The sequence below is a fragment of the Paracoccus bogoriensis genome (genome assembly GCF_019431455.1).
Classification (GTDB): Bacteria; Pseudomonadota; Alphaproteobacteria; order Rhodobacterales; family Rhodobacteraceae; genus Paracoccus; species Paracoccus bogoriensis.
Genome location: NZ_JAHYSR010000021.1, coordinates 38,785 through 63,515, shown reverse-complemented (window position 1 = coordinate 63,515; position 24,731 = coordinate 38,785). Strand labels below are relative to the sequence as shown.

At 67.1% G+C, this 24,731-nt stretch carries 20 protein-coding genes and 2 pseudogenes; 7 read left to right on the top strand and 15 right to left on the bottom strand.

What is annotated here, in order from left to right; all coding sequences use genetic code 11:
* Positions 1 to 216 precede the first annotated feature (216 nt).
* Entirely contained in the window at positions 217 to 1,623 is a 1,407-nt protein-coding gene (gene uxaC / locus KY389_RS11225; RefSeq protein ID WP_219831044.1) for a glucuronate isomerase, read from the bottom strand.
* Positions 1,624 to 1,706: 83 nt separating this feature from the next.
* Between uxaC and KY389_RS11220 the strand changes: the two genes are divergently transcribed.
* Positions 1,707 to 2,402 carry a GntR family transcriptional regulator gene (locus tag KY389_RS11220; protein ID WP_246588081.1) on the top strand — a complete coding sequence of 232 codons (696 nt, stop codon included), beginning with the start codon at positions 1,707 to 1,709 and terminating at the stop codon, positions 2,400 to 2,402.
* 58 nt (positions 2,403 to 2,460) lie between these two features.
* On the opposite strand, the gene KY389_RS11215 is transcribed toward KY389_RS11220, so the two are convergent.
* Positions 2,461 to 2,721, bottom strand: coding sequence for a hypothetical protein (locus KY389_RS11215; RefSeq protein ID WP_219831043.1), 261 nt, complete (start codon positions 2,719 to 2,721; stop codon positions 2,461 to 2,463).
* A 430-nt stretch (positions 2,722 to 3,151) separates the two neighbouring features.
* Positions 3,152 to 3,283, bottom strand: a pseudogene (locus KY389_RS11210) (IS5/IS1182 family transposase); the annotation flags it as partial.
* A 97-nt stretch (positions 3,284 to 3,380) separates the two neighbouring features.
* Here KY389_RS11210 and KY389_RS15425 point away from each other — a divergent pair.
* Positions 3,381 to 3,680 (top strand): annotated as a pseudogene (locus KY389_RS15425) (transposase); the annotation flags it as partial.
* Between the two features lie 301 nt (positions 3,681 to 3,981).
* Here the strand turns inward: KY389_RS15425 and KY389_RS11200 are convergent.
* Positions 3,982 to 5,013: a sodium:calcium antiporter gene (locus KY389_RS11200; protein WP_219831041.1), complete on the bottom strand. Its 1,032-nt coding sequence runs from the start codon at positions 5,011 to 5,013 to the stop codon at positions 3,982 to 3,984.
* Between the two features lie 304 nt (positions 5,014 to 5,317).
* The gene (locus KY389_RS11195; protein ID WP_219831040.1) at positions 5,318 to 8,737 is read right to left on the bottom strand and encodes an indolepyruvate ferredoxin oxidoreductase family protein; all 3,420 of its coding nucleotides are present in this window, start codon (positions 8,735 to 8,737) and stop codon (positions 5,318 to 5,320) included.
* A gap of 128 nt (positions 8,738 to 8,865) precedes the next feature.
* Here KY389_RS11195 and KY389_RS11190 point away from each other — a divergent pair, with 128 nt between their 5' ends.
* Entirely contained in the window at positions 8,866 to 9,303 is a 438-nt protein-coding gene (locus KY389_RS11190) for an Lrp/AsnC family transcriptional regulator (RefSeq protein WP_219831039.1), read from the top strand.
* On the opposite strand, the gene KY389_RS11185 is transcribed toward KY389_RS11190, so the two are convergent.
* From KY389_RS11185 to paaN, 7 genes are read right to left on the bottom strand one after another with little or no spacing between them, the layout of a single operon-like run.
* Positions 9,293 to 11,236: a 3-hydroxyacyl-CoA dehydrogenase NAD-binding domain-containing protein gene (locus tag KY389_RS11185; protein ID WP_219831038.1), complete on the bottom strand. Its 1,944-nt coding sequence runs from the start codon at positions 11,234 to 11,236 to the stop codon at positions 9,293 to 9,295. The two genes, KY389_RS11190 and KY389_RS11185, sit on opposite strands and share 11 nt — an antisense overlap.
* Position 11,237: 1 nt before the next feature.
* Entirely contained in the window at positions 11,238 to 11,939 is a 702-nt protein-coding gene (locus tag KY389_RS11180; protein WP_219831037.1) for an ABC transporter ATP-binding protein, read from the bottom strand.
* A complete protein-coding gene (locus tag KY389_RS11175; protein WP_219831036.1) occupies positions 11,926 to 12,708 on the bottom strand; it encodes an ABC transporter ATP-binding protein in 783 nt (260 codons plus the stop codon). Before KY389_RS11175 ends, KY389_RS11180 begins: the two co-directional genes overlap by 14 nt.
* Entirely contained in the window at positions 12,705 to 13,661 is a 957-nt protein-coding gene (locus KY389_RS11170; RefSeq protein ID WP_219831052.1) for a branched-chain amino acid ABC transporter permease, read from the bottom strand. The genes KY389_RS11175 and KY389_RS11170 overlap by 4 nt, the downstream gene beginning before the upstream one ends.
* A gap of 2 nt (positions 13,662 to 13,663) precedes the next feature.
* Positions 13,664 to 14,536 (bottom strand): branched-chain amino acid ABC transporter permease, encoded by an 873-nt coding sequence (locus tag KY389_RS11165; protein WP_219831035.1) that lies wholly within the window; start codon positions 14,534 to 14,536, stop codon positions 13,664 to 13,666.
* A gap of 52 nt (positions 14,537 to 14,588) precedes the next feature.
* On the bottom strand, positions 14,589 to 15,725 hold the full coding sequence (locus tag KY389_RS11160; RefSeq protein ID WP_219831034.1) for an ABC transporter substrate-binding protein: 1,137 nt from the start codon (positions 15,723 to 15,725) through the stop codon (positions 14,589 to 14,591).
* A 24-nt stretch (positions 15,726 to 15,749) separates the two neighbouring features.
* Positions 15,750 to 17,363, bottom strand: coding sequence for a phenylacetic acid degradation protein PaaN (paaN, locus tag KY389_RS11155; protein WP_219831033.1), 1,614 nt, complete (start codon positions 17,361 to 17,363; stop codon positions 15,750 to 15,752).
* Between the two features lie 149 nt (positions 17,364 to 17,512).
* Here paaN and paaG point away from each other — a divergent pair, with 149 nt between their 5' ends.
* From paaG to KY389_RS11135, 4 genes are all read left to right on the top strand, one after another.
* Entirely contained in the window at positions 17,513 to 18,301 is a 789-nt protein-coding gene (gene paaG / locus KY389_RS11150; protein ID WP_219831032.1) for a 2-(1,2-epoxy-1,2-dihydrophenyl)acetyl-CoA isomerase PaaG, read from the top strand.
* Between the two features lies 1 nt (position 18,302).
* Complete coding sequence (gene paaI, locus KY389_RS11145; RefSeq protein WP_219831031.1) at positions 18,303 to 18,728, top strand: hydroxyphenylacetyl-CoA thioesterase PaaI; 426 nt, start codon at positions 18,303 to 18,305, stop codon at positions 18,726 to 18,728.
* Positions 18,729 to 18,760: 32 nt separating this feature from the next.
* The gene (gene paaK / locus KY389_RS11140; RefSeq protein WP_219831030.1) at positions 18,761 to 20,071 is read left to right on the top strand and encodes a phenylacetate--CoA ligase PaaK; all 1,311 of its coding nucleotides are present in this window, start codon (positions 18,761 to 18,763) and stop codon (positions 20,069 to 20,071) included.
* 108 nt (positions 20,072 to 20,179) lie between these two features.
* Positions 20,180 to 20,779, top strand: coding sequence for a TetR/AcrR family transcriptional regulator (locus KY389_RS11135; RefSeq protein WP_219831029.1), 600 nt, complete (start codon positions 20,180 to 20,182; stop codon positions 20,777 to 20,779).
* Positions 20,780 to 20,824: 45 nt separating this feature from the next.
* Here the strand turns inward: KY389_RS11135 and paaZ are convergent, their stop codons facing one another.
* From paaZ to paaE, 3 genes are read right to left on the bottom strand one after another with little or no spacing between them, the layout of a single operon-like run.
* A complete protein-coding gene (gene paaZ, locus KY389_RS11130) occupies positions 20,825 to 22,879 on the bottom strand; it encodes a phenylacetic acid degradation bifunctional protein PaaZ (RefSeq protein ID WP_219831051.1) in 2,055 nt (684 codons plus the stop codon).
* Positions 22,880 to 22,911: 32 nt separating this feature from the next.
* On the bottom strand, positions 22,912 to 23,661 hold the full coding sequence (locus tag KY389_RS11125) for a Phenylacetic acid catabolic protein (protein WP_219831028.1): 750 nt from the start codon (positions 23,659 to 23,661) through the stop codon (positions 22,912 to 22,914).
* Positions 23,651 to 24,727 (bottom strand): 1,2-phenylacetyl-CoA epoxidase subunit PaaE, encoded by a 1,077-nt coding sequence (paaE, locus tag KY389_RS11120; RefSeq protein WP_219831027.1) that lies wholly within the window; start codon positions 24,725 to 24,727, stop codon positions 23,651 to 23,653. The genes KY389_RS11125 and paaE overlap by 11 nt, the downstream gene beginning before the upstream one ends.
* Between the last annotated feature and the right edge of the window lie 4 nt (positions 24,728 to 24,731).

Genomic DNA, 24,731 nt, shown 5'->3' with positions numbered 1-24,731 from the left:
CCATCCTCAAGGCCGCCCTCCTGCGCCACCGCGAGGCAGACCCCGCCACCGGCGCCGACCACACCGCAGCGGCCGCCCAACCATGAGCCCGGCAACGCTGCCCCGACCCGATTTCAACATTCATCGGGACATCCCCGCGGCGCCGATGCTGGCGGTGGCCAGCAGGGCGGCTGTGGTGGTCAACAGGAACTTCATCTTATCCTCCCAATGTGAAGTTCAGAGTTTGTAGGCCCGTTTTGCCAGGCCATAGGTCAGGTCGCGCGCGACCTCGGGCGCCTCGTCTTCCGCAAGGCGACCCGTGGCGACCAGGGTCGCCAGCCAGGAACAATCCACCCGCCGGGCAACATCGTGCCGCGCCGGGATCGAGCAGAAGGCGCGGGTGTCGTCGTTGAAGCCGACGGTATTGTGGAAGCCCGCTGTTTCCGTCGTCATCTCCCGGAAGCGACGCATCCCTTCGGGGCTGTCATGGAACCACCAGGCAGGGCCAAGGCGCAGGCAGGGCCAGACGCCAGCAAGCGGCGCCAATTCGCGCGCGTAAGCCGTCTCGTCCAGGGTGAACAGGATCACGGTCAGGCGCGGGTCCATGCCGACCGCGTTCAGAAGCGGGCGCAGGGCGGCGACGTAATCGGTGCGGCCGGGGATGTCGAAGCCCTTGTCGCGGCCGAAGGTGGCAAGGATCTCGTCCGAATGGTTGCGGCGCGATCCGGGATGGATCTGCATGACCAGCCCGTCATCCAGGCTCATCCGCGCCATCTCGGTCAGCATCTGGCCGCGGAAGGCGTCGGCCTCCTCAGCGGTGCAATCCCCGCGCAGGGCCTTGAGGAACAGCGCCTCGGCCTCGGGTTGCGGCAGATCCTCGGTCCGCGCCGTGGCATGGCCGTGATCGCTGGAGGTCGCGCCGTGTTCGATGAAGAAGGCCCGCCGCGCGCGATGCGCATCCAGATAGCCCGCCCATGTCCCGGTGTCGCAGCCGGTCTGCTCGCCCATCAGCGCGACATTCTCGGCAAAGCCCGGCATCTCGGGGTCGATCACGCCATCGGGGCGGTAGGCTGTGATGACCCGGCCCTGCCAGCCGCTATCCCGGATCATCCGGTGCCAGCGCAGATCGTCGGTCGCGGCTTCGGTCGTGGCGATGGCCTCGATATTGAATCGCTCGAACAGCGCACGAGGACGGAATTCGGGCCGCGCCAGGCAATCGGCGATGTGGTCGTAATAATGGTCCGCCGTTTCGGCTGTCAGGCGGCGGTCCAGGCCGAACACATCCTGGAAGGCGTGATCCAGCCACAGCCGCGAAGGCGTGCCCCGCAGCAGGTGGTAATGCTGCGCGAACAGCCGCCAGATGCGCCGCCCGTCCGTTTCGGTGGGGCCGCCATCCACGCGCGGCACCCCCAGATCAGTCAGCGCCACCCCCTGAGAGCAGAGCATCCGGAAAACATAATGGTCGGGCGTCACGAACAGCCGCGCCGGGTCGGGAAAGGGCTGATCTTCGGCGAACCAGCGCGGGTCGGTATGGCCGTGCGGCGACAGGATCGGCAGATCCCGCACATTGTCATACAGCGCGCGGGCCAGGTCGCGGGCCCGGCCTTCGATGGGGAACAGACGATCCTCGTCCAGCAGGCCCATGCGACCATTCTCCGACTCGCTTGCCAATCTCCTAGTCGTCTAATATGCTAGTTTACAGGAATGGTCAACTGCGAGACGCCGCCATGCCCCTGCCGGAACTGGAGACCCTGCCACCGATGGACGACGTGCGCCCCCCTAGCGTCACCGACCAGATCTTTGACCTGCTGTATGCGCGGGTGGTAAACCTGACGCTGCGTCCTGGTGCCAAGCTGTCCGAAGCCGAGGTCGCGGCGCAATTCGGCGTCTCGCGCCAGCCCGTGCGCGATGCCTTCTATCGGCTGTCACAGCTGGGGTTCATCCAGATCCGTCCGCAGCGCGCCACCATCGTCACGCCCATTTCGCCCGATGCCGCCATGCGCGCCTATTTCATCCGCAGCGCCCTGGAAGAGGCGACGATGCGCGACGCGGCCCAGGTGCTTGGACCGGCGGACTGGAATCATCTGGACGCCCTGATCGACCGGCAGGAAGCCGCCAGCCGCGCTGATGATCGCGCGCTGTTTCATGCGCTGGACGACCAGTTCCATCACGACATCTGTCAGGCGGCGGGCAAGGATTTCGTCTGGACGCTGGTGCGCCATAACAAAGGGCACATGGACCGCGCGCGCTTTCTGTCGCTGTCCTATGGCGCGACCACGGCCTGCGCCGAACATCGCGACATCCTTCAGGCCCTGCGCGCCCGCGATGGCGAGGCCGCCGCAATGGCTGCCCGTCAGCATCTCAGCCGGATCGAACAGATCCTGGACCGGCTGCGCAGCGAACAGCCCGGGATCTTTGATTGACCACCGTCCGGACAGGTCTGCGACAGGACCGGCCGCGCCAGAGCCTTTCAGGTTCAGGTCACGCACCCATAAATGCCTGGGTCGTGAACTTATTTGCCTTGATCCAGAGCCTGGCAGGGGCGAAGTGGAGGGCGGCGAGGACGTTTGCGGCAGCCTTGAAGCAGCGCGCGGCGATGCCGCATAAGGGCTTGACCTTGTTGAAGAAACGCTCGATCCGGTTGCGCTCGCGGTAGATCGTCCGGTCCACGGGTTCGGGCCACCTTGACGTTGCTCTGGCCGGGATATGGGCGGTCGCGCCGAAGGCCTCGATGGCGGCCATGACGGCCTGCGCGAAGCCGCCGCGGTCGGCCACGACGCCGCCGGTCAGCCCGCGCGGGCCTACAGGATCGGATGCCGTCGTCTTGTCTGATGCGATCCTGTCTGATGCCTGGCTTGTCTGGCGCCTGGCCGGGCGCCAGCAAGATCCGCACCGGCAGGCCGCGCGCCTTGACCAGGGCATGGATCTTCGTCGTCAGGCCCCCGCGAAAGCAACCGATGGCGTGATCCGCACCCCCTTTCCGCCCGCGGCGTGCTGGTGGGCGCGCACCGCCGAAGTGTCGATCAGGTGCAGGGATTGCGGGGATTCCCGGCCTGCCAGGTTTCCGAAATCGTCTCTGCACCCGAGCGTCGTTCTGTCTATGGCGGAGAATGACTTGCTTGCGGTTTTCTTTGATGCGTTTGACGCATGGGGTTGGTGGCGCTCTGCTGCGTCACACGGCCGACAATCGGGGCAATCTGGCGAAGTTGTGGGTGGCCATGGTCAGAATGAAGGGTGGTCTGACACGCTCGACTCCGCAATACATGGTCTGGGGCATGTCGCCGACGGCTTTCGCCCAGCGAAACGCTCTTCGGTCTCTGGCAAGCCTTTCATCAAGGCCCGGGCTGTCCCAGCGTGCCATCAAACGAGAATGTTCGTTCAAGATAAAGGGCGCGGCCCCACGATACACAAGGATCGCCGACCTGATGGACGCCCGCAAGCACGACGTTCTGGCCTGCATGTCCTTTCCCCGTCAGCACCGCGACCCGGGCTGCATTCCACGATCCCCATCAAGCGGCTGAACAAGGAGGCAAAGCGCCGCGCCGACGCCGCCGGCGTTCGGGCATTCCTTCGGACCGGCGGCAGTCATGCCCTTACTCCCGAACGAGGCCTTGATCCTGCGCCTGATCGGCGCCATTCTGTTCGAAAGGAACGATGAGTGGCAGACTTCGAGCCGCTCCATGATGGTCGAAGCCTTCGCCCGCTTCGACACTAAGAAGATCGACCCCATTCTCAGCATGACCACGTATTGCGCCCTCCTGCCCTCGGCCCCCCGGCCACATGAGCCGGGCGAATTGTCCACATTTTCCGTGGATGCTTTCGGGGATGAAACCGGGGAAAGGTGAATTAAGCGCCCCGCATCATAGGCTTGCAGTCAGGCCTCGGCCGCGCATGGTTGTGGCATGAGCCGTGATCGTCACGGCGGCAGAGCCTTGGACAAGACACAGCCGCAGGCCGGCGCGGAATGTCGCGGGCGGTCTCGTGGCTGGTCTCGCCTGCGGGTCAGCCATGGCGCCCCCTGCGCGCCGCTTGACAGCGCAACCCGGCGCAGACGGCGCGCTGCCAAGCCGGAAAGACCTGTTCCCCGGGCGATGCGATTGCCCCGCCCGAGGTCGCGTGTCGTGCCAGCGCCACCCAGACATAGGCGGCATAGCCCGCCAGCAGGCCCAGCCCCGTCACGCGCCCGATCCGAGGCCGCATCAGCAGCACCGTCAGCAGCGCCGAGACCGCGATCATCACCGGCAGATCCAGCGTCAGGAACCGGTCGGCGACCGGTATCGGCCGGATCATTGCCGTGATGCCCAGGATCCCCCACACGTTGAAGATGTTCGAGCCGACGATGTTGCCAATGGCGATTTCCGACTGCCGCCGCAGGGCCGCGATGAGCGAGGTCGCCAGTTCCGGAAGCGAGGTGCCGATGGCCACGATGCTGAGCCCGATGAAAGCCTCGGACAGACCCAGGTCGCGCGCGACGGCGGTGGCGCCATCGACCAGCCAGCGCGCCCCCAGCATCAGCGCAGCCAGCCCCGCCCCGACCTGGATCAGCGACAGCCACAGTCGCGGGACGGGCATATCATCGCCTTCGGGCGCGTCGCTGCCGGGCCTCAGGAACGAGATCAGCAGAAAGCACGCCAACCCCGCGATCAGCGCAAGACCGGTCATTCGGGTCAACTCTCCCGGCCAGAAGGCGGGCAGCAGCACCAGCGCCGCGCCCGTCATGACCGCCGTGTCGCGGCGCAGCGTGTCACCCATGACGCGGATCGGCCAGACCAGCGCGGCAAGCCCAAGGATCAGAAGGATGTTCCCGATATTCGAGCCGATGATGTTGCCGATGGCGATATCGGGAACGCCCCGCAACGCCGCATCGACCGAGACCAGCAGTTCAGGGGTCGATGTGCCGAAGCCCACGACTGTCAGCCCGATCAGCAGCGGCGGGATCGACAGTCGCCGCGCAATGCCGACGGCGCCGCGCACCAGCGCCTCGCCGCCGGCGAACAGGGCCGCAAGCCCGGCGATCAGAAGGAGCCATTCCATCAGGCATACCCCCCGTTGCAGAAAGGCGCATCAGGGGAAACGGTCCCTCTGCCGCGCCGGGCGGCCGAAGGGATGTGTCGATCAGTCAGTCTCATGATGAATGTCCGGTTCTGGACGAGCCATGCCCGCACCAGAAGCGTCCGGCACCGAGCACGCTCGATGCGGTCCGACATCGCAACGACATGCTGCCAGAGGGGCCCGGTCCGCTGCGCCGCAAGATGACCACAGTGCCGCGCCTGCGCAAGGGGGCGCGCACATTCCCTGCAAGCGTGGCCACCATGCCGCCCGCGATCCGGTTGCCGGATCACTCGGCCAGAAGCGCCTCGACCTCGGCCATGACGCGGCGGGCTGCGTCGTGGCGCACCGGGCCATAGCCGCGGATCTCGCCGGGCGCGGACAGGATCGCCAGCGCCTTGTCGGCACCGATCCGGGCATGATCGCGGGCGACCCGATCCATCAGGCCCTCGAACCAGGTCAGCAGGTCGCGGTCCAGCTTGCGGTCTGCGGAATATGCGAAGGGATCCAGAATCGTGCCGCGCAGGCCCTTCAGCCGCGCAAGCCCCCGCAGGACCGGGCGTAGCCAGGGACCGAACGCCGTCCTGCGCTTGCGGCCCCGCCCATCACGTCCCGAGGGCAGCAGGGGCGGCGCCAGATGATGACGGATCGTGTAGTCGCCCTCGAACTCGGCGGCGATGCGGGCGGCAAAGGCCGGGTCGGAATGCAGGCGAGCGACTTCGTATTCATCCTTCCAGGCCATCAGGCGGTAAAGCTGTGTGGCGGCGGCGCGCATCAGATTCTCGCTGCCAGAAGGCAGTGCGGCGCGCAGGGCGGCCAACCGGTTCGCATAGCGGCGCGCATAGGCGGCATCCTGATAATCGGTCAGAAGCGACATGCGATGCGCGATGATCGCGTCCGCGTCGCGCGGCGCCTGCGGGGACGGATCGGCCAGGGCGCCCGCCAATGCCGAGGGCCTGGCCGCCAGAACCCGGCCCAGATCAAAGGCGGTGGCGTTCGCCTCGACCGCGACGCCGTTCAGCAGGATCGCCTGTTTCAGCGCGACCTCGCTGACGGGGACAAGGCCAAGCTGCCAAGCCGCGCCCAGGGCCATGATATTGGCATAGACCGCATCCCCCATCAGCCGCTCGGCGGCGTGGTTGAAATCCAGCGCGGTGACATTGCCCTCGCCCACGGTGCGGGCGATCAGAGCCTCGCGCTCGGGGATGCGCAGATCGGCGTCGCGGTTCAGCACCAGATCGCCCGTGGGCATGGGCGCGCGGTTCAGCACGACCCGCGTGCCGTGGCGGTAATGAATGCTGGCCTTGGGCGATGAACAGACCACCGCATCGCAGCCGATCACCGCATCGGCATGGCCGCGTTCGATGCGCACCTGATGGATGTCGCCGGGGCGCGGGGCCAGCCGCACATAACCCAGCACCGTGCCGAATTTCTGCGCAAAGCCGGTGAAATCCAGCACGCTGGCGCCCCGCCCCTCGAGATGGGCGGCCATGGTGATCAGCGCCCCCACCGTCACGACGCCCGTGCCGCCCACGCCCGCGACCAGCAGGTCATAAGGCCGGTCCAGGGCCGGCACCTGCGGCGCAGGCAGGTCTGCGCGCAAGCCGGCCATGTCCAGCGCGGCGGGGGAGGGCTTGCGGCGCCGGCCCCCTTCGATGGTGACGAAGCTGGGGCAGAACCCGTCGAGGCAGGAAAAATCCTTGTTGCACGACGACAGGTTGATGCGCCGCTTGCGGCCCAGGGGCGTCTCGACCGGCTCGACCGACAGGCAGTTCGAGGCGACCGAGCAATCGCCGCAGCCCTCGCAGACCGCTTCGTTGATCATCACGAAGCGCGCGGGATCCTCGGCCTTGCCGCGCTTGCGGCGGCGGCGCTTTTCGGTCGCGCAGGTCTGTTCATAGATCAGCACGGTGACGCCGCGGATCTCGCGCAGCTCGCGCTGGATCGCGTCCAGCCGGTCGCGGTGATCCAGCGTGGTCCCCGCCGGGAAGTCGCGCAGATCGAAGGCGCCGGGTTTGTCCGAGACCAGCGCGATGCGCGCCACACCCTCGGCCCTGCAGCTTTGCGCGATGGCCTGCACGCTGACCGGGCCGTCCACCGGCTGGCCGCCCGTCATCGCCACCGCGTCGTTATAGAGGATCTTGTAGGTGATGTTCGCGCCCGCCGCGACCGCCTGCCGGATCGCCAGCGAGCCGGAATGATACCACGTCCCCTCGCCCAGGTTCTGGAACATGTGCCGACCCCCGTTCCAACGCTGCGCCACGGCAATCGGCACGCCCTCGCCGCCCATCTGCGCATAGCCCAGGGTCTGGCGGTCCATCCAGCCCGCCATGACATGACAGCCGATGCCGCTGGCCGCCTGGCTGCCCTCGGGCAGCCTGGTCGAGGTGTTATGCGGGCAGCCCGAACAGAAATAGGGCGTCCGCGTCGCGCCCGGCACCGACAGGACCGGGGCGGGGGTCTCGGTCAGGGCGCGGGCGCGGGCCTCAAGCCCCTCGTCCGGGAAGAACCGCGACAGGCGCTCGGCCAGGACCGGGACCAGCATCAGCGGGCCGAGTTCGCCGGTCCAGGGCAAGAGCGGGTCGCCCGCCGCGCGGTGCTTGCCGACCATCTTGCGCGGCTTGGCGCCGGGCCAGTCGTAGAAATATTCCTTGAACTGGCTTTCGATGATGCCGCGCTTTTCCTCGATCACCAGCACTTCTTCCTTGCCGGTGACGAAGGCCAGCGCGTCGCGGCGCGCCAAGGGCCAGACCATGCCGACCTTGTAGATGTCGATGCCGAGCCGGCGGCAGGCCCCCTCGTCCAGGCCCAGCAGGCGCAGCGCCTCGAGCGTGTCCAGATGCGCCTTGCCGGTGGTCACGATGCCGAAGCGCGCGTCCGGGATGTCGTAGATGCGGCGGTCGATGGGGTTCGCCTCGACAAAGGCCTCGACGGCGCGCAGCTTGTGGGCGATCCGCGTCTCGATCTCGGGGCTGGGCAGGTCCGACAGGCGCACATGGATGCCGCCCGGCGGGCCGGTGAACTCGGGCTGCACAAAGACGCGATCCTTTGGCAGGTCCACCGATTGCCCGGATTCGACCGTCTCCGAGATCGCCTTGAACCCGACCCAGGTGCCGGAAAACCGCGACAGCGCGATGCCGTATTCGCCGAAGGACAGGTATTCCCCGACCGAGGCCGGGTTCAGCACCGGCATGAACCAGGACATGAAGGCCACGTCCGACTGATGCGGCATGGACGAGGAGACGCAGCCGTGATCGTCCCCCGCCACGACCAGCACGCCCCCCTTGGGCGAACTGCCATAAGCATTGCCGTGCTTCAGCGCATCGCCCGAGCGGTCCACCCCCGGCCCCTTGCCATACCACATGGAAAACACGCCCTCGACCGTGCAGGCCGGGTCCAGCACCGCCTGCTGCGCGCCAAGGATCGCGGTCGCGCCCAGATCCTCGTTGACGGCGGGCAGGAACTCGACCCCCGCCTCGGCCAGCCGCGCCTTCTGGCGCCACATCTCCAGATCCAGGCCGCCAAGCGGCGATCCGCGATAGCCCGAGACCAGCCCCGCCGTGGTCCAGCCCCGCGCCCGATCACGCCGCGCCTGATCCAGCATGATCCGCACCAGGGCCTGCGTGCCGGTCAGAAAGACCCGGCCCGTCCGGCGGTCGTAGCGATCCTCCAGCCGATAGCTGTCGAAACGGGATTGATGCTGCGTCATGTCGTGGCCCTCCCCTGCACCGAAGGGGATAGTCTAGCCCAAAAGAACCGAAAAAACCGACCATATCATTGGCATCTTGCGCCAGAATCGAATTATTCTGTCAGGATCACGCCATATCACGGAACGCCATGTCAGACGATATCACCGCCCGAATCCTGGCCGAGCTGCGCCGCGACAGCCGCATCCCCAACGCGGCGCTGGCCGAAAAGGTCGGGCTGTCGCCGTCAAGCTGCTGGCGCCGGGTCCGCGCACTGGAGGAATCCGGCGCGATCCGCCGCTATACGGTCGATCTGGATGACGAAGTGCTGGGCGATTGCTTCAAGGCCATCGTCCACGTGAACCTTGTCCGCCACGATCAGGAACTGGTCAGCGACTTCATCCGCATGACGCGCACGACCCCGGCCGTGCGCGCCTGCTATGCGACGACCGGCGAGGCCGATTACCACCTGCATGTGACCTGCCGCGACCTTCACGCCTATAACCGCTTTCTCGACGACCATCTTCTGTCGCTTCCGGCGGTGAAGGGCGCGCAGACCTATCTGATCCTCAAGACGATCAAGGATTGATACGCGACTTCTGGAACATCGGCCCGCCGCGCCAGCGCGGATAGCCATAGCCGTGGATCTTGACCAGGTCGATATCCGAAGCGCTGGCGGCGATGCCCTCGTCAAGGATGGCCTGACCCTCGGCGGCCATGGCGTCGATGATGCGCCGGGCAATGGCCTCGGGCGCAAGACCCGGATCGGGCGCGACATGAGGCGCCAGCAACGCGGCCACTGCGGCCGAGGGCATGGGCCTGCGCTGGCCGGGTGCGTAATCATACCAGCCTCCGCCGGTCTTTTGTCCCTTGCGGCCCGCGCGCACAAGAATGTCGCCAAGCGTCTCGGGGATGTCCTGTCCAGCCGCGCGCGCGCCCTCGCGTTGCAGGAAGGCAATGTCCAGACCGCCCAGATCCTGCGCCTCGAACGGACCCATCGCCATGCCATGCGCGCGCATCGCCGCATCGACGGCGGCGATGGGCACCCCCTCGCGCAGCAGGGCCTCGGCCTCGGCGCGGGTGCGTTTCAGGATACGGTTGCCGATGAAGCCGTCGCAGATGCCCGATTGGACCGGGATCTTCCCCAGACGGCGCGCCAGATCAAAGCCGGTGGCCAGCACATCGGGCGCGGTCTCAGGGATCGGCACGATTTCGAGCAGGCGCATCACATTGGCGGGGCTGAAGAAATGCAGGCCGATGAAGCGTTCCGGGCGCGGCAGGCCGCGGGCGATGGCGCGCGGGTCCAGATAAGAGGTGTTTGTTGCCAGCACCGCGTCGGGGCGCGCATGGCGGCCAAGCGCATCGAAGACCGCGCGCTTGACCTCGATCTGCTCGAACACGGCCTCGATGACCAGATCGCAGGTGCCGATGGCGGCATAGTCGGTGCCGACGGTCAGCGATTCAAGCCGGGCCGAGGCGGCTTCGGCCGTCAGCCGCCCGCGCGAGACCGACCCGTCAAGGATCGCGCGCAAATTGCCGAGACCGCGCGCCAGCGCCTCGTCATCGCGTTCGATCAGGGTCACGGCAAGACCCGCATCCTGACAGGCGGCGATGATCCCCGCCCCCATCGTGCCGCCGCCGATCACGCCGACATGCGCAACCCTGCGCGGGGCCACGTCGCGCAGCCGCGCGGGACGAAGGGCGGCGCGTTCGGCAAAGAACACATGCCGCAGGGCCGCCGCCTGATCCGATCCGCGCAGGTCCAGGAAGGTCTGGCGTTCAAAGGCCATGGCCTCGGCAAAGGGCGCCTCGGCGGCGCGACGCAGGCAGGCCAGCGCACGCAAGGGGGCCTCGGCGCCACGGGCGGCCTTGCGGGTCGCAGCCTCGGCCTCGGTCCAGAAACTGTCCTCGACCGGCGCGATGGCGCGAGCCGAGACGGGCGCGGGCAAGGGCCGGGTCAGCGCGTCGCGGGCAAAGGCCACGGCCTCGGGCACCAGATCATCGGCCAGCGCATCGACCAGGCCCATCGACAGCGCGGCGGACGCCCGCACGGGCTTGCCGGTCGTGACCATCGTCACGGCCGCCCGAAGTCCGGCCAGACGCGGGGTCCGCACCGTCCCCGAGGCGCCCGGCACGACGCCAAGCGTCACCTCGGGCAGCCCGACCGAGGCCGCGCGCGCCGCGACACGAAAGCGGCAGCCCATCGCGATCTCGAACCCGCCGCCCAGGGCGCTGCCATGGATCGCGGCGACCCATGGCCTGGCCGCGCCCTCGATCCGGTCCACCAGATCGGGCAGATGCGGCGGCTGAGGGGGCTTGCCGAATTCGGTCACATCCGCGCCCGCGATGAAGGTGCGACCCGCGCAGGTCAGCACGACGGCGGCCACCGAAGGATCGGCGTCCAGCGTGGCGACCGCGTCCCACAATTCCTGCCGCAGCGCCTGCGACAGGGCGTTCACGGGCGGGTTGTCGATGGTCAAGATGGCGATCTCGCCATCGCGTTCGATGCGGGTCAGTGCCATGTCAGATCCCCAGATAGGCTTCGCGGATGCGCGGATCGGCGATCAGCGTTTCGGCCGCGCCCTCCATGATGATGCGCCCGGTTTCCATCACATAGCCCCGATCCGCGATCTTCAGCGCGCCGAAGGCGTTCTGTTCGACCAGCAGGACCGTGACGCCCAGATCCTTCAACCCGCGCACCGTGTCGAAGATCTGCGCCACGATGATCGGCGCCAGACCCATCGACGGCTCGTCCAGAAGCAGGCAGGACGGCCGGCCCATCAGCGCCCGCGCCATGGCCAGCATCTGCTGCTGGCCGCCAGACAGCCCCCCGGCCGAAAGGTTCCGTTTCTCGCGCAGGATCGGGAACATCTGAAAGGCGTCCTCCATGTCCCGATCCACGCGGTCATCGGCGAAGCCATAGGCGCCAAGGCGCAGGTTCTCCTCGACCGACAGGTTGGTGAAGATCTGCCGACCCTCTGGCGATTGGGTCAGCCCGCGCGCCGGGCGTTTCCACGCCGCCAGCGTCGTGATCTGCTCGCCCCGGAACGTGATTGTCCCGCCCGAGACCGGCTGGACCCCCGACAGGCAGCGCAGAAGCGTCGTCTTGCCCGCGCCGTTCGCGCCGACCACGGTGACGATTTCGCCGCTGTTCACCTGCAGGTCGATCCCGTGCAGCACCTCGATGCGGCCATAGCGCGACCGCAGCCCTTCAACCGTCAGCATGGGCAGCCTCCTCGGAGCCAAGATAGGCGGCGATCACCGCCGGATTCTGGCTGACCGTGGCAGGATCGCCCTCGGCGATCTTTTCGCCATGATCCAGCACGACGATGTGGTTCGAGATCCGCATGACCATCTTCATGTCATGTTCGACCAGCAGGATCGCGACGCCGGATCTGGCGACCTCGGCGATCAGCTGGTCGATCTCTTCGGTCTCGACGGCGTTGCAGCCCGCGGCGGGTTCGTCCAGCAGCAGCACCTTGGGGTTCAGCGCCAGGGCCCGCGCGATCTCCAGCCGTTTCAGCGCGCCATAGGACAGGTTCCCGGCCTCGCGTTCGGCGGCGCGGTCCAGACCGACGCGCGCCAGCAGCGCGCGCGCCCCCTCTCGCGCCTCGCGCGCCCGGCGCCGCGAGGCGGGCAGCGAGAACAGATCCGCCAGGACCGAGCCGCTTTCGCGCAGGTGATAGCCCGCGACGGCATTGTCCAGAACCGTCATCGACTGGAAGATCTGAAGGTTCTGGAAGGTGCGCGACAGGCCGCGACGGGCCAGCAGATGCGGCTCGATCGCGGTCACGTCCTCGCCGTCCAGAACGACCCGGCCCGTATCCGGGCGATAGACGCCCGAGATCATGTTGAACAACGTGGTCTTGCCCGCGCCGTTGGGGCCGATCACCGACAGGATCTCGCCCGGGCGGACCGAAAAGCTGACATCGTTGACGGCGCGGATGCCGCCGAAGCCGATGCCCAGACCCTCGATGGAAAGAAGCGCGCTCATTCGTCCTTGCCCCGCAGTTTCTTGAGGATCGAGGGCAGAAGACCCTCGCGCAGGAAGATCATCACCAGGATCATCACCAGACCCAGGACCATGTGTTCGTATTCGGCGAATACCGTCAGCACCTGCGGCAGCAGCGTCAGGATCGCCGCCCCGAAGATCGCGCCCAGGACCGAGCCCACACCGCCTAGAACAGCCATCGTCACCATCTCGATCGAGTGCATGAAGCCCGCGACATCGGGCGTCACGAAGCGGTTCTGCAGCGCCAGCAGCGACCCCGAGATCGAGGCATAGACGGCCGAGATGACGAAGGCCCGCAGCTTCAGCTGCGCCACGTCGATGCCCACGGTGCGCGCCGCGACCTCGGACCCGTGCAGCGCGCGGAGCGCCCGGCCCGTCGGGCTGTCATGCAGGTTCAGCGCGATCCAGGCCCCCAGGATCATGCAGAGCCCTGTGAAGAAATACCAGAACTGCCCGTTCGACAGCGACAGGCCCAGTTCACCCAGCAGCGCGCGCAGGCCCAGATCGGGCACGTCGATCCCGTCGGGACCGCGCGTCAGGCCGCGTTCGTTCGTCAGGATCATCGCGACGAGGATGCCGAAGCCAAGCGTGGCCACGCCCAGATAATAGCCGTGCAGGCGCAGGATCGGGCGGCCCACCAGATAGGCCAGCACGCCCGAGATGCCCGCGCCCAGAAACAGCGCCAGACCGGGATGGATGCCCCAATGAACCGGCGCCAGCGCGCAGGCATAGGCGCCGATCCCGGCAAAACCCGCATGGCCCAGGCTGACCTGACCGGCATAGCCCGTCAGGATCACGATGCCCGTCACCGCGATGGCGTTCACGAAGATCAGCGCGCCCACGCGATAGTAGAAATTCGACGGAAACAGCAGCGGGGACAGCGCGACCAGGACCACAAGCACCAGAAGCGTTGCGGATTTCGCAGATATCTTCATGGTCACACCCGATCCGTGGATTTGCGGCCGAACAGACCCTGCGGCATGAAGAACAGGACCGCCAGGATCACGACGAAGGCCGCCGCATCCTTGTAGGTCGAGGACAGGTAGCCCGCCGTCAGCGCCTCGATCAGGCCGATGGCGAAGCCGCCGACCAGCGCGCCCTTGGGATTGCCCATGCCGCCCAGCATCGCGCCCGCAAAACCCTTCAGGGCGAAGGCGATGCCGACATTATAGGCCGTCAGCGTGATGGGCGTCGCCAGCACCCCGGCCAGCGCGCCGATCCCCGCAGACAGGGCGAAGGACAGGGTCATCACGAAATTGGTGTTGATGCCGACAAGCTGGGCCGCCAGCCGGTTGTTCGACGTGGCCAGCACCGCGCGGCCCAGAAGCGTGCGCGTGAAGAACAGCCACAGCGCGATGAAGACCGCGACCGCGCCGCCGATGACCCACAGGCTTTGCGGCAGGATCGTGGCGCCCGCGACCCGGATCGGCGTGTCGCCCGAAAAGGCCGGGTAGGAATGGATCTGCTTGCCGAAGGCGATCTGCGCCGCGCCCTGAATGAAGATGGACGCACCGATGGTGATGATGATCAGCGACACGACCGGCGCGCCGCGGGCGGGCTCGATGGCCAGCTTGTTCATCGCCACACCCAGGGCTGCGGTCAGCACGATGGCCGAGATGGCGGCCAGCGGCAGCGGCAGGCCCGCGGCATGGGCGGCGAAGGTGATCATGCCGCCCAGCATGACGAATTCGCCCTGAGCGAAGTTCACGACGTCAGAGGCGTTGTAGATGATGGTGAAGCCAAGGGCGACCAGCGCATAGACCGCGCCGACCGTTACCCCTGAAAACAGGAATTGCAGCAGTTCCGACATGTGAACCTCGGGGCTTGAGGGGCGGCCCCGGCGCGTGGCCGGGGCCGGAACATCACTCGACCAGCGTCCAGGTGCCGTTCCGGATTTCCAGCATCCGGAAGGCGCTCAGGTCCAGGCCCAGGTGATCCTCGGGGCTGAAGGTGTAGGTGCCGGTCGTGCCGACCAGACCCTCGGTCGCCTCGATGGCGTCGCGGATCGCCTGCGGTTCGGCCGAACCCGCGCGGCCGATGGCGTCGGTCAGGATCAGGAAGGCGTCATGGGCATAGCCGCCGAAGGTGCTGACCGGGGTGCCGGTCTTGTCCTCGAAGGCGGTCTTGTAGGCCAGCGCGATTTCTTTCTGCGGGTCGTCGTCGGGCAGGATGTCGGCCACCAGCAGCGCCGTGCCGGGCAGGCGCACGCCCTCGGCCGCATCCGCGCCTGCCAGTTCGATGAACCCGTTCGAGGCCACGCCATGCGACTGGTAGAACGGGATATCCAGACCAAGCTGGGCATAGTTGCGCGTCACGATGGCGGGGCCCTGACCGAAGCCGGGATTCACCAGCGCCTCGACATCCGCCGTGTTGCGGATCTTGGTCAGTTGCGCGGTCATGTCGGCATCGGTGGGGTTGTAGCTTTCGTCGGCCACCAGCGTCAGGCCGTAATCGCCGATCACTTCCTTGCACTGGGCCTGCATCGAGGCGCCGAACCCGTCGGTGCCCGAGATCATGGCGACGTTGGAGAAGCCGCGCGCCTGGATATCCTCGAAGATCTTCTGGCAGGCCATGCGGTCGGTATGGGGCGTCTTGAAGGTGAAGGGACGCACCGGGTCGATGATCTCGATGGCGCCCGCCAGCGAGATGAAGGGGATTTCCGCATCCTCGGCGACCGACAGGATCGACATGGTGGCGCCGGTGGTGGTGCCGCCGATGATGGCCACGACCTCGTCATCCTCGATCAGGCGGGTGGCGAAGGTGCGCGCCTTGTTCGGGTCGCCGCCGTCATCGTAATGGATCAGGCGCAGGGTCTCGCCATTGATGCCGCCATTGGCGTTCAGCTCTTCGACCAGCATTTCCAGCGTCTTGACCTGCGGATCGCCCAGGAAGGCGGCCGGGCCGGTGGCCGAGATGCTGGCGCCGATCCGGATCTCGGCCAAGGCAGGGGTGGTCAGGCCAAGCATCATCAGCGTGGCCAGGGCGGTGGTGGTCTTCATCTGGGTCTCCTCCCGAAGATGGTGTCAGGTGATCTGGCGGCGCCACATCGCGCGGGCAAAGCGCGGTGCGACAAAGGCAGGGTCGGTCAGGCAGGCATTGCCCGCCGGGTTCGCGCCGGTGACGTGGAAGTCACTGAAGGCGGCGGATTGATTGACGAAGATGGTGCCTGTCAGATTGATCGACAGGTTCACGCCCGCCGCCGCATAGGCCGGGATGGCCCGCGCGATGCGGTCCTCGTCTGTGTCGTAAAGCGCGGCGGTGATCGCGCCCTTCTCGCGCGCCAGCCGCGTCGCCTGCGCGATGGCGGCATCGGCATCCCTGGTCCGGATGACAAAGGCAATGGGGCCGAAACATTCGCTTTCGGCCAGCGTGCCCGCATCGGCCAGCAGCAGCGGCAGGCCGTCACGGATGGCGCGGCCCTTGGCGCGGGCATCCTCCAGCCGGGCGCGGGTCGCGGGATTGGCGATGGCGCCCAGGACGCCCTCGGCACGGGCCGGATCGGCCAGCAGCCGGTCCAGCGCCTCCGAGATGCCTTGCGCAACCTGATCGGGCGTCATGGCACCCTGATCCGTCTCGATCCCGCCTTCGGGGACCAGGATGGTCTGAGGCGAGGTGCACATCTGCCCCGAATAGAGGGCCAGCGAAAAGGCGAGGTTGTCGCACATCCCCGTGAAATCCGGGGCCCCAAGGATGGTGACGGTGTTCACGCCCGCCTCTTCGGTGAACAGACGCGCCTGACGCGCATTCTCGCGCAGCCAGCCGCCGAAGGCCTGACCGCCCGTATAGTCGATGATCCGCACCGCCGGATCGGTGGCCAGCGCCTGCGTGATCGGCGCTTGCGGGGCATCGGCGGCCAGCAGGATCGCATCGGCGGGCAGACCGGCCTCGGCAAAGACCTCGCGCAGGATGCGGACCGAGATCGCCAAGGGCAGGATCGCGCGCGGATGCGGCTTGACGATGACCGGGTTGCCGGTCGCCAGGCTGGCGAAGATGCCAGGATAGCCGTTCCAGGTCGGAAAGGTGTTGCAGCCGATGGTCAGCGCCACGCCCAGAGGCACCAGCGTCCAATGCTTTTCCAGCCGCAGGGCCGCGGCCTTGCCCTGCGGTTTCTCCCAGATGGCGCGGTCGGGAAAGCGGGTCATTTCCTGCCAGGCCAGGGCCACGGCCTCCAGCGCGCGGTCCTGCGCGTGGGGACCACCCGCCTGGAAGGCCATCGCAAAGCCCTGCCCCGTCGTGTGCTGAGTCGCATGGGCGATCAGGAAGGATTGCGCGTTCAGCCGCACCAATGCCTCGATCAGGGTGCCCACACGCGCCTTGGGGCTGGCCGCGGCCAGGGCGGGACCGGCAGCGCAAGAAGCTGCGATCAGGGCGGCGGGATCGGCGGTCGGGTAGGTCACGCCAAGCGCCCCGCCAAAGGGCGATTCCTCGGCCCCCACGCGGTGCGATTCGGGGTGGCCCGGCAGGTCGAAGGGCTGGCCCTTCAGCGCCTGGAACGCAGATTCTCCGGCTGCGCGCGACCCTTCGCCATAATGCTTTTCACTGGGAATCTCCTGAAACGGCGCCCAATAGCCACGGTTGGCAAGCGCGTTCAGCGCATCCAGCAAAAGCGCCTCGTGGCGATCGAAGAAACCGGTCATCATCCCCCTCCTGTCGCGGCCCGAAGCGGCCGTCCTCTCGACATGCGATTATCATTGACCGACCGGTCGGTCTATGCAACAAGTTTTTTCGGAAAGCCGGGAACCTTTTCGGATATTGCGCCGAAATCCCGGTCCAGAGGGGGAATCACATGACCAACACTGTTCTGGTCGATCTGGCCGATGGCGTGCTGACGCTGACCCTGAACCGGCCCGACAAGCTGAACGCGTTCAACGAGGACATGCACCTGGCCCTGCGCGCGGGCTTCCAACGCGCGCATGACGATGCAGAGGTGCGGGCGGTTCTGCTGACGGGCGCGGGGCGCGGCTTCTCGGCGGGTCAGGATCTGGGCGACCGCGATCCGCGCAAGGGCGGCCCGGCCCCCGATCTGGGCGCCACGCTGGAGACGTTCTACAACCCGACCCTGCGGCTGATTCGCAGCCTGGAAAAGCCGGTGATCTGCGCGGTGAATGGTGTGGCCGCAGGCGCAGGCGCGAATATCGCGCTGGCCTGCGACATCGTGCTGGCGGCGCAATCGGCGCGTTTCATCCAGGCCTTCGCCAAGATCGGGCTGGTCCCCGATGCCGGCGGCAGCTGGTCCCTGACCCGCATCCTGGGAGAGCCGCGCGCCAAGGCGCTGGCCCTGACCGCCCAACCCGTCAGCGCCCAGCAGGCCGCCGATTGGGGGCTGATCTGGCAGGCGGTCGCCGATGACGCGCTGATGGATCAGGCCCGCGCACTGGCCCTGTCGCTGGCCGCGGGCCCCACGCGCGGCCTGGGCCTGACCAAGCGTCTGATCCAGGCGGCGGCCACGAACAGCCTTGATGACCAGCTCGACATGGAACGCGACTGCCAGCGCGAGGCCGGCCGCAGCCGCGATTACGCCGAGGGCGTGACCGCCTTCCTTGAAAAGCGTCCAGCCGTGTTCCGGGGGCAATGAGATGAGCGATCAAGACAGGGCGCGCGCCTGTGCCGATGCCATGTGGGCCGAGGATCTGGCCTCGCAGCGCCTTGGCATGGTGCTGGAGAGCGTCGCCCCCGGTGCGGCGGTCCTGAGCATGGAGATCACGCCCGCGATGGTGAACGGCCACGGCACCGCGCATGGCGGCTACATCTTCGCGCTGGCGGACAGCGCCTTCGCATTCGCCTGCAACACGCATGATCAGCGCACGGTGGGACAACAGGCCGCGATCACCTATCTGGCCCCGGCCTTCGCAGGCGACCGGCTGACCGCCACCGCGACCGAGCGCGCCCGCCAGACCCGCAGCGGGCTGTATGACGTGACCGTGACCAATCAGAACGGCACCCATATCGCCGAATTCCGCGGACATTCCCGCACCGTCAAGGGCCGCCTGCTGGGCGATTGATGCCCCGCGCGCCATTCTCCAGGGAGGATATCGTGAAGAACCTGACACCGCCGAAAGACAGCCTCGACCCGATCGAGATCGCCTCGCGCGATGAGATCGAGGCGCTGCAATTCCACCGCATGAAGCGGTCGCTGAAACACTGCTACGAGAACTCGGATTTCTACCGCGCGCGCTTTGACGCGCATGGCGTCCATCCCGAGGATCTGAAGGCGCTGGACGACATCGCCAGGTTCCCCTTTACGGTGAAACAGGATCTGCGCGACACCTACCCCTTTGGCATGTTCGCCGTCCCGCGCGAAAAGCTGGTGCGCATCCACGGATCATCGGGGACGACCGGCAAGCCGACCGTCGTGGGCTACACGGCCGCCGATATCGAGCACTGGGCGAACCTGGTCGCACGCTCGATCCGGGCGGCAGGCGGGCGTCCGGGCGACATCCTGCACAATGCCTATGGCTACGGGCTGTTCACGGGCGGTCTTGGCGCGCATTACGGCGCCGAGCGGCTTGGCTGCACGGTCGTGCCGATCTCGGGCGGGATGACCGAACGTCAGGTCACGCTGATCGACGATTTCAAGCCTCGGATCATCATGGTCACGCCCAGCTACATGCTGTCGATCCTGGACGAGTTCCGCCGCCAGGGCCTGGACCCGCGCGAAAGCAGCCTCGAGGTCGGCATCTTCGGCGCCGAACCCTGGACCAACGCCATGCGCGAGGAAATCGAGCAGGCCTTCAACATGCAGGCCGTGGACATCTACGGCCTGTCCGAGGTGATGGGACCGGGCGTCGCGCAGGAATGCGTCGAGACGAAGGACGGGCTGCATCTCTGGGAAGACCACTTCTACCCCGAGATCATCGACCCGGTGACGGGCGAGGTGCTGCCCGACGGCCAGATGGGCGAGCTGGTCCTGACCACGCTGACCAAGGAAGGTCTGCCCATGGTGCGCTATCGCACGCGCGATCTGACGCGGCTGCTGCCCGGCACCGCGCGGTCCATGCGCCGGATCGAGAAGATCACCGGCCGCAGCGACGACATGATCATCCTGCGCGGCGTCAACGTCTTTCCGACCCAGATCGAAGAGCAGATCCTGAAATGCCAGGGCCTCGCCCCCCATTTCCAGATCGAACTGACACGCACGGGTCGCATGGACAGCATGATCGTCCATGTCGAATGCAACCCGGACATGGCGACCCAGGATGCCCGCGCCACCTCCGCCAAGGAACTGGCCCATCACATCAAGTCGGTGGTCGGCGTCTCGACCCGGATCGAGGTTCGCGACCCGAATGCGATTGCCCGTTCCGAAGGCAAGGCCAGGCGCGTTCTGGACAACCGGCCCAAGGTCTGAACCGCGGGCAACCGGGGCGGGTGACACCGCCCCGGCCACAGGCTAAATCCGCAAAGGGGGCCGAACGCCCCCTTTCTTCTGCGACGATCCTTGAGGACGCTGACCGTCATGGCCCGAACACGCGCACAGGATTTCGAAGAAAAGCAACGCGTCATTCTCGACAAAGCCGCCGAGGTCTTTGCCGAACAGGGCATGGAAAAGGCCTCGATGGCGCAGGTCGCGGCCCGGGCGCAGGTCTCGAAGGCGCTGCTTTATCATTATTATCCCGGCAAGGATGCGCTGATCTTCGCGATCATCACCACCCATCTGGAAGAACTGGAAGCCGCGATCGACGCGGCGGACGACCCTGCCCTGCCCCCCGATCAGCGTCTGCGCCGCCTGGTCGGCGCGGTGCTGGAAAATTACCGGGGCGCGGATAATCAACACAAGGTCCAGTTGAACGCCACCGCCGCGCTGTCGCACGATCAGAAGGCCGCGATCACCGCCTTGGAACGCGCCATCGTGCGGCGCTTTTCGCAGGTGCTGGACCAGATCAATCCGGGCCTGAACAACCGCGAAAGGCCGCTTCTGATGCCGGTTACGATGTCGCTCTTCGGCATGATGAACTGGGTCTATATGTGGTTCAAGGATGGCGGCCCCATCTCGCGCGAGGATTATGCCGACATGGCCACCACCCTGATTCTGGAAGGGATCAAGGCGGTGCGCTGAGGCCCCGCTCCACCCTTCCGTCGCATTCCGTCCGCGACCGGAGTTTCATTCGGCCGCCTGCGCGCGCTGGCCCCAGGTCTTGGCGACCATGGTCAGAACGTCATATTGCGCGGCCACGGTGCCGTCCTGCTTCGTCACCTGACAATCCCACCGCACCTCGCCATATTCGGCATTGGCGCGGGGGTTGATCTCCTTGCAGGTCAGCCGGACCTGAAGCGTGTCGCCGAAATAGACCGGCGCGAGAAAGCGCAGGTTGTCCACGCCGTAATTTGCCAGAACCGGACCCGGCGCCGGATCGACGAACAGCCCCGCCGCGAAGGACGCGATCAGATAGCCATGCGCCACGCGGTCGTCAAAGAACGGGTTCGCGCGGGCGGCCTGGCTGTCCATATGGGCGTAGAACGTGTCGCCGGTGAAATGCGCGAAATGCTCGACATCCTCCTGCGTGACCGCGCGCGCGGCCGTCACGATCTGATCGCCGATGCGCAATTCGGCCAGCGACTTGCGGAAAGGATGGATGTCCGACCGCGCCTCGGCCCCTTCGGACCAGCGCCCGGTCACGGCCGATAGCAGCGTGGGCGCCCCCTGAACCGCCGTGCGCTGCATGTAGTGCTTGACTGCGCGCATCCCGCCCAGTTCCTCGCCCCCGCCCGCGCGGCCCGGTCCGCCATGGACCAGCGCCGCCAGCGGCGAGCCATGCCCGGTCGAGGATTTGGCCGAGACGCGGTTTCCGATCAGCACCCGCCCGTGATGAGGGGCAAGGCCCAGCACGACCTCTTGCGCGACTGTCGGATCATTGGTGAACAGCGACGAGACCAGCGACCCCTTGCCCATCGCGGCCAGCGCGACCGCCTGTTCCGTGCCCTCATAGGGCATCAGCGTGGCGACGGGACCGAAAGCCTCGCAATCATGGACCGCCGATGCGTTCAGCGGATCGTCGGTGCGCAGCAGGACGGGCGCCAGATAGGCTCCGGCCTCCAGGCCTGCGGGCACGGCATCGGGGTCGCCCGCCACGATGCGCGCAACCGCCTGCAATTCGCGGATGCGGGCGCGGACCTCGTCGCGCTGATCGCGGCTGGCAAGCGGCCCCATCCGCGTGCTCTCGGCGGCGGGCAGGCCAAGGGTCGCGCCGGCCAGCCGCGCGACCAGCGCGTCCTGCACGGCGTCGATATGGGCAGCGGGCACCATCACGCGGCGGATTGCGGTGCATTTCTGCCCGGCCTTCGTCGTCATCTCGCGCGCGACCTCGCGCACGAACAGGTCGAATTCGGGCGTCCCCGGCCCCGCATCCGGCCCCAGGATCGAGGCGTTCAGGCTGTCCGCCTCCATCGTGAAGCGGGTCGAATTCTCGACAATCGCCTTGTGCGTCCGCAGCTTGCGCCCCGTCCAGGCCGAGCCGGTGAAGGTCACGACATCCTGACCCGTCACATGATCCAGCAGGTCGCCCACCGATCCGCAGATCAGTTGCAGCGCACCCTGGGGCAGGATGCCGGTCTCGTGGATCGCGCGGACGACCGTTTCGGTCAGATAGGCGGTCTGGGATGCGGGCTTGACGATGCAGGGCATCCCGGCCAGCAGCGCGGGCGCGATCTTTTCCAGCATCCCCCAGACCGGGAAGTTATAGGCGTTGATATGCACCGCCACACCCTGCAACGGCGTCAGGATGTGCTGGGCCGAAAAGCTGTGATCCCTGGATAGCGGCTCGACATCGCCATCGGTCAGAACGCGCGTATTGGGCAATTCGCGCCGCCCCTTCGAGGCGAGGGTGAGCATGGTGCCGATACCCCCTTCGATATCCACCCAGCCATCGGCGCGGGTCGCCCCGGTGCGGTAGCTTTCGGTGTAGAACTCTTCCTTGCGCGCCATCAGCGCCAGGCCAAGCGCCTTGAGCATCGCGGCGCGCTCGTGAAACGACATGGCGCGCAGGGCAGGCCCGCCCGTGCGGCGGCCCCAATCCAGCGCATGGGCCATGTCCAGACCCGTCGCGTCGATATAAGCCACCAGTTCGCCGGTCGCCGCATCCAGAAGGGGCTGACCCTCGCGGTCGCCCCGGACCCAGCGGCCACCGATCAGACTTTCCAGGCGGCGGGGGGCTGTCATGCTCATGGTCCTGTCCTTTTTTCCGTATCGTCTTACAGGCCGCATTCGGCCAGTTTTTCGCCCAGCAGCGCCTGCCATTCAGCCCGCAGCGTGTCATTGTCGCGCCGCCGCAGGCCCATCTGCGCCAGCGTCGCAAAGCGCGCCGAGCCCGACAGGCCAAAGCCCGCCGCCACGCGCGGCGTCCAATAGGCGATGCTGGCGCGCGCGCCCTCTGGGTCGGTCCCGGCCAGACGCGCCAGACCTTCAAGGCCAAGCGCGGCATGACGCGCCTCACGCGGGGCGATCTCGCGGAAGGTCTCGGCCAGCGGGGCATAGGAGATGCGGGTCAGTTCCGTCATCTGCACACCCGTCGCCAGACCCTGCAGCACGTTCATCACCACCGCATCGGTCCAGCCGGACAGCGGATAGTGAAAGACCGACAGCCGCATGTCGCCCGACTGGCGCGCGGGCCCCAGATCGGCGTCGCGGGCCACGCGCGCGGCCCAGTCATGCTGGCGCTGATAGCGGGCGGTGTCGGTGCCGAAATCGCCCATGACGGCCAGCACACGTTCGGCGTGATCGGCCTTTTCCAGCGTGATCCGGCTGGCGGCGATGCGTTCCTTGATGCCGGGCGCCCAGTTGATCGCGCCCGCAAATCCGGCCGAGGCCGCAAGCTGGCTGTCCACGAAGGATCCCATCAGCCGCAGCAATTCGCCCCGATAGCGCGCGGGCACATTGCCCGGCGCGGTCAGCACGCCCCCTTGGGCCAGGTAATCCTGGACCTGCATCGCGTCACTCGTCATAGCTGACCACCACCTTTTGGCTGACGGGGAAGGCCTGGCAGGACAGGACATAGCCCGCGCGGACCTCGTAATCCTCCAGCGCGTGATTGACGGCCATCTCGACCTCGCCCTCCAGCACCTTGCAGCGGCAGGTGGAACAGACGCCCGCCTTGCAGGAATAGGGCGCGTCCATGTCGGCGGCCAGAGCCGCGTCCAGGATCGTCTGGCCCGAACGCGGCAGGCTCAGCGCGCGCGTCGTGCCGTCCAGCGTGATGCTGGCCTGCACGGCCTCGCCTTCGGGAATGGCCCTGGCAGAGACCGCACGGGCCTTGGCGCGGCCTGGCTGACTGCTGGCGAACAGCTCGAACTTGATCTGCTCGTCGCTCAGCCCGTGCTCACGCAGCGAGGCCGCGATGGTCAGCATCATCGGCTCGGGACCGCAGATGAAGGCCGTGTCCACGGATTTCGGGTCGATCCAGACGCGGAACAGATGCGCCATCTTCTCGGCGTCGATGCGTCCGGTGAACAGGTCGATCTCCTGTCCTTCCTGTTCCAGGACATGGATGACCGACAGGCGGCCCAGATAGAGGTTCTTCAGATCCTCCAGCTCTTCGCGGAACATGATCGTGCTGATCTGGCGGTTGGCATAGACCAGCGTGAATCGCGACCGGGGCTCGCGCGCCAGGACGGTCTTGATGATCGACAGAAGCGGCGTGATGCCCGACCCGCCGGCAAAGCCCAGATAATGCCGCGCGGTTTCGGCATCCAGCGGGGTAAAGAAGCGGCCCATCGGCGGCATGGCCTCGATCTGGTCGCCAGGCGCAAGGCACTCGTTGGCCCAGGTCGAGAAGGCGCCGCCCTCGACACGCTTGATGCCGACCCGCAGGCAGCCCTCGTCCAGGCCCGCACAGATCGAATAGCTGCGACGCAGTTCCTCGCCGTCGAAATCGCGGCGAAAGGTCAGATACTGGCCTTGGGTGAAGCTGAACAGCGCGCGGTCCTCGGGGCGGGGCTCCAGCGTCACGACCACGGCGTCACGCGTTTCGCGCCGCACCTCGGTCACTGTCAGGGGGTGGAAGCGTGCCATCGGG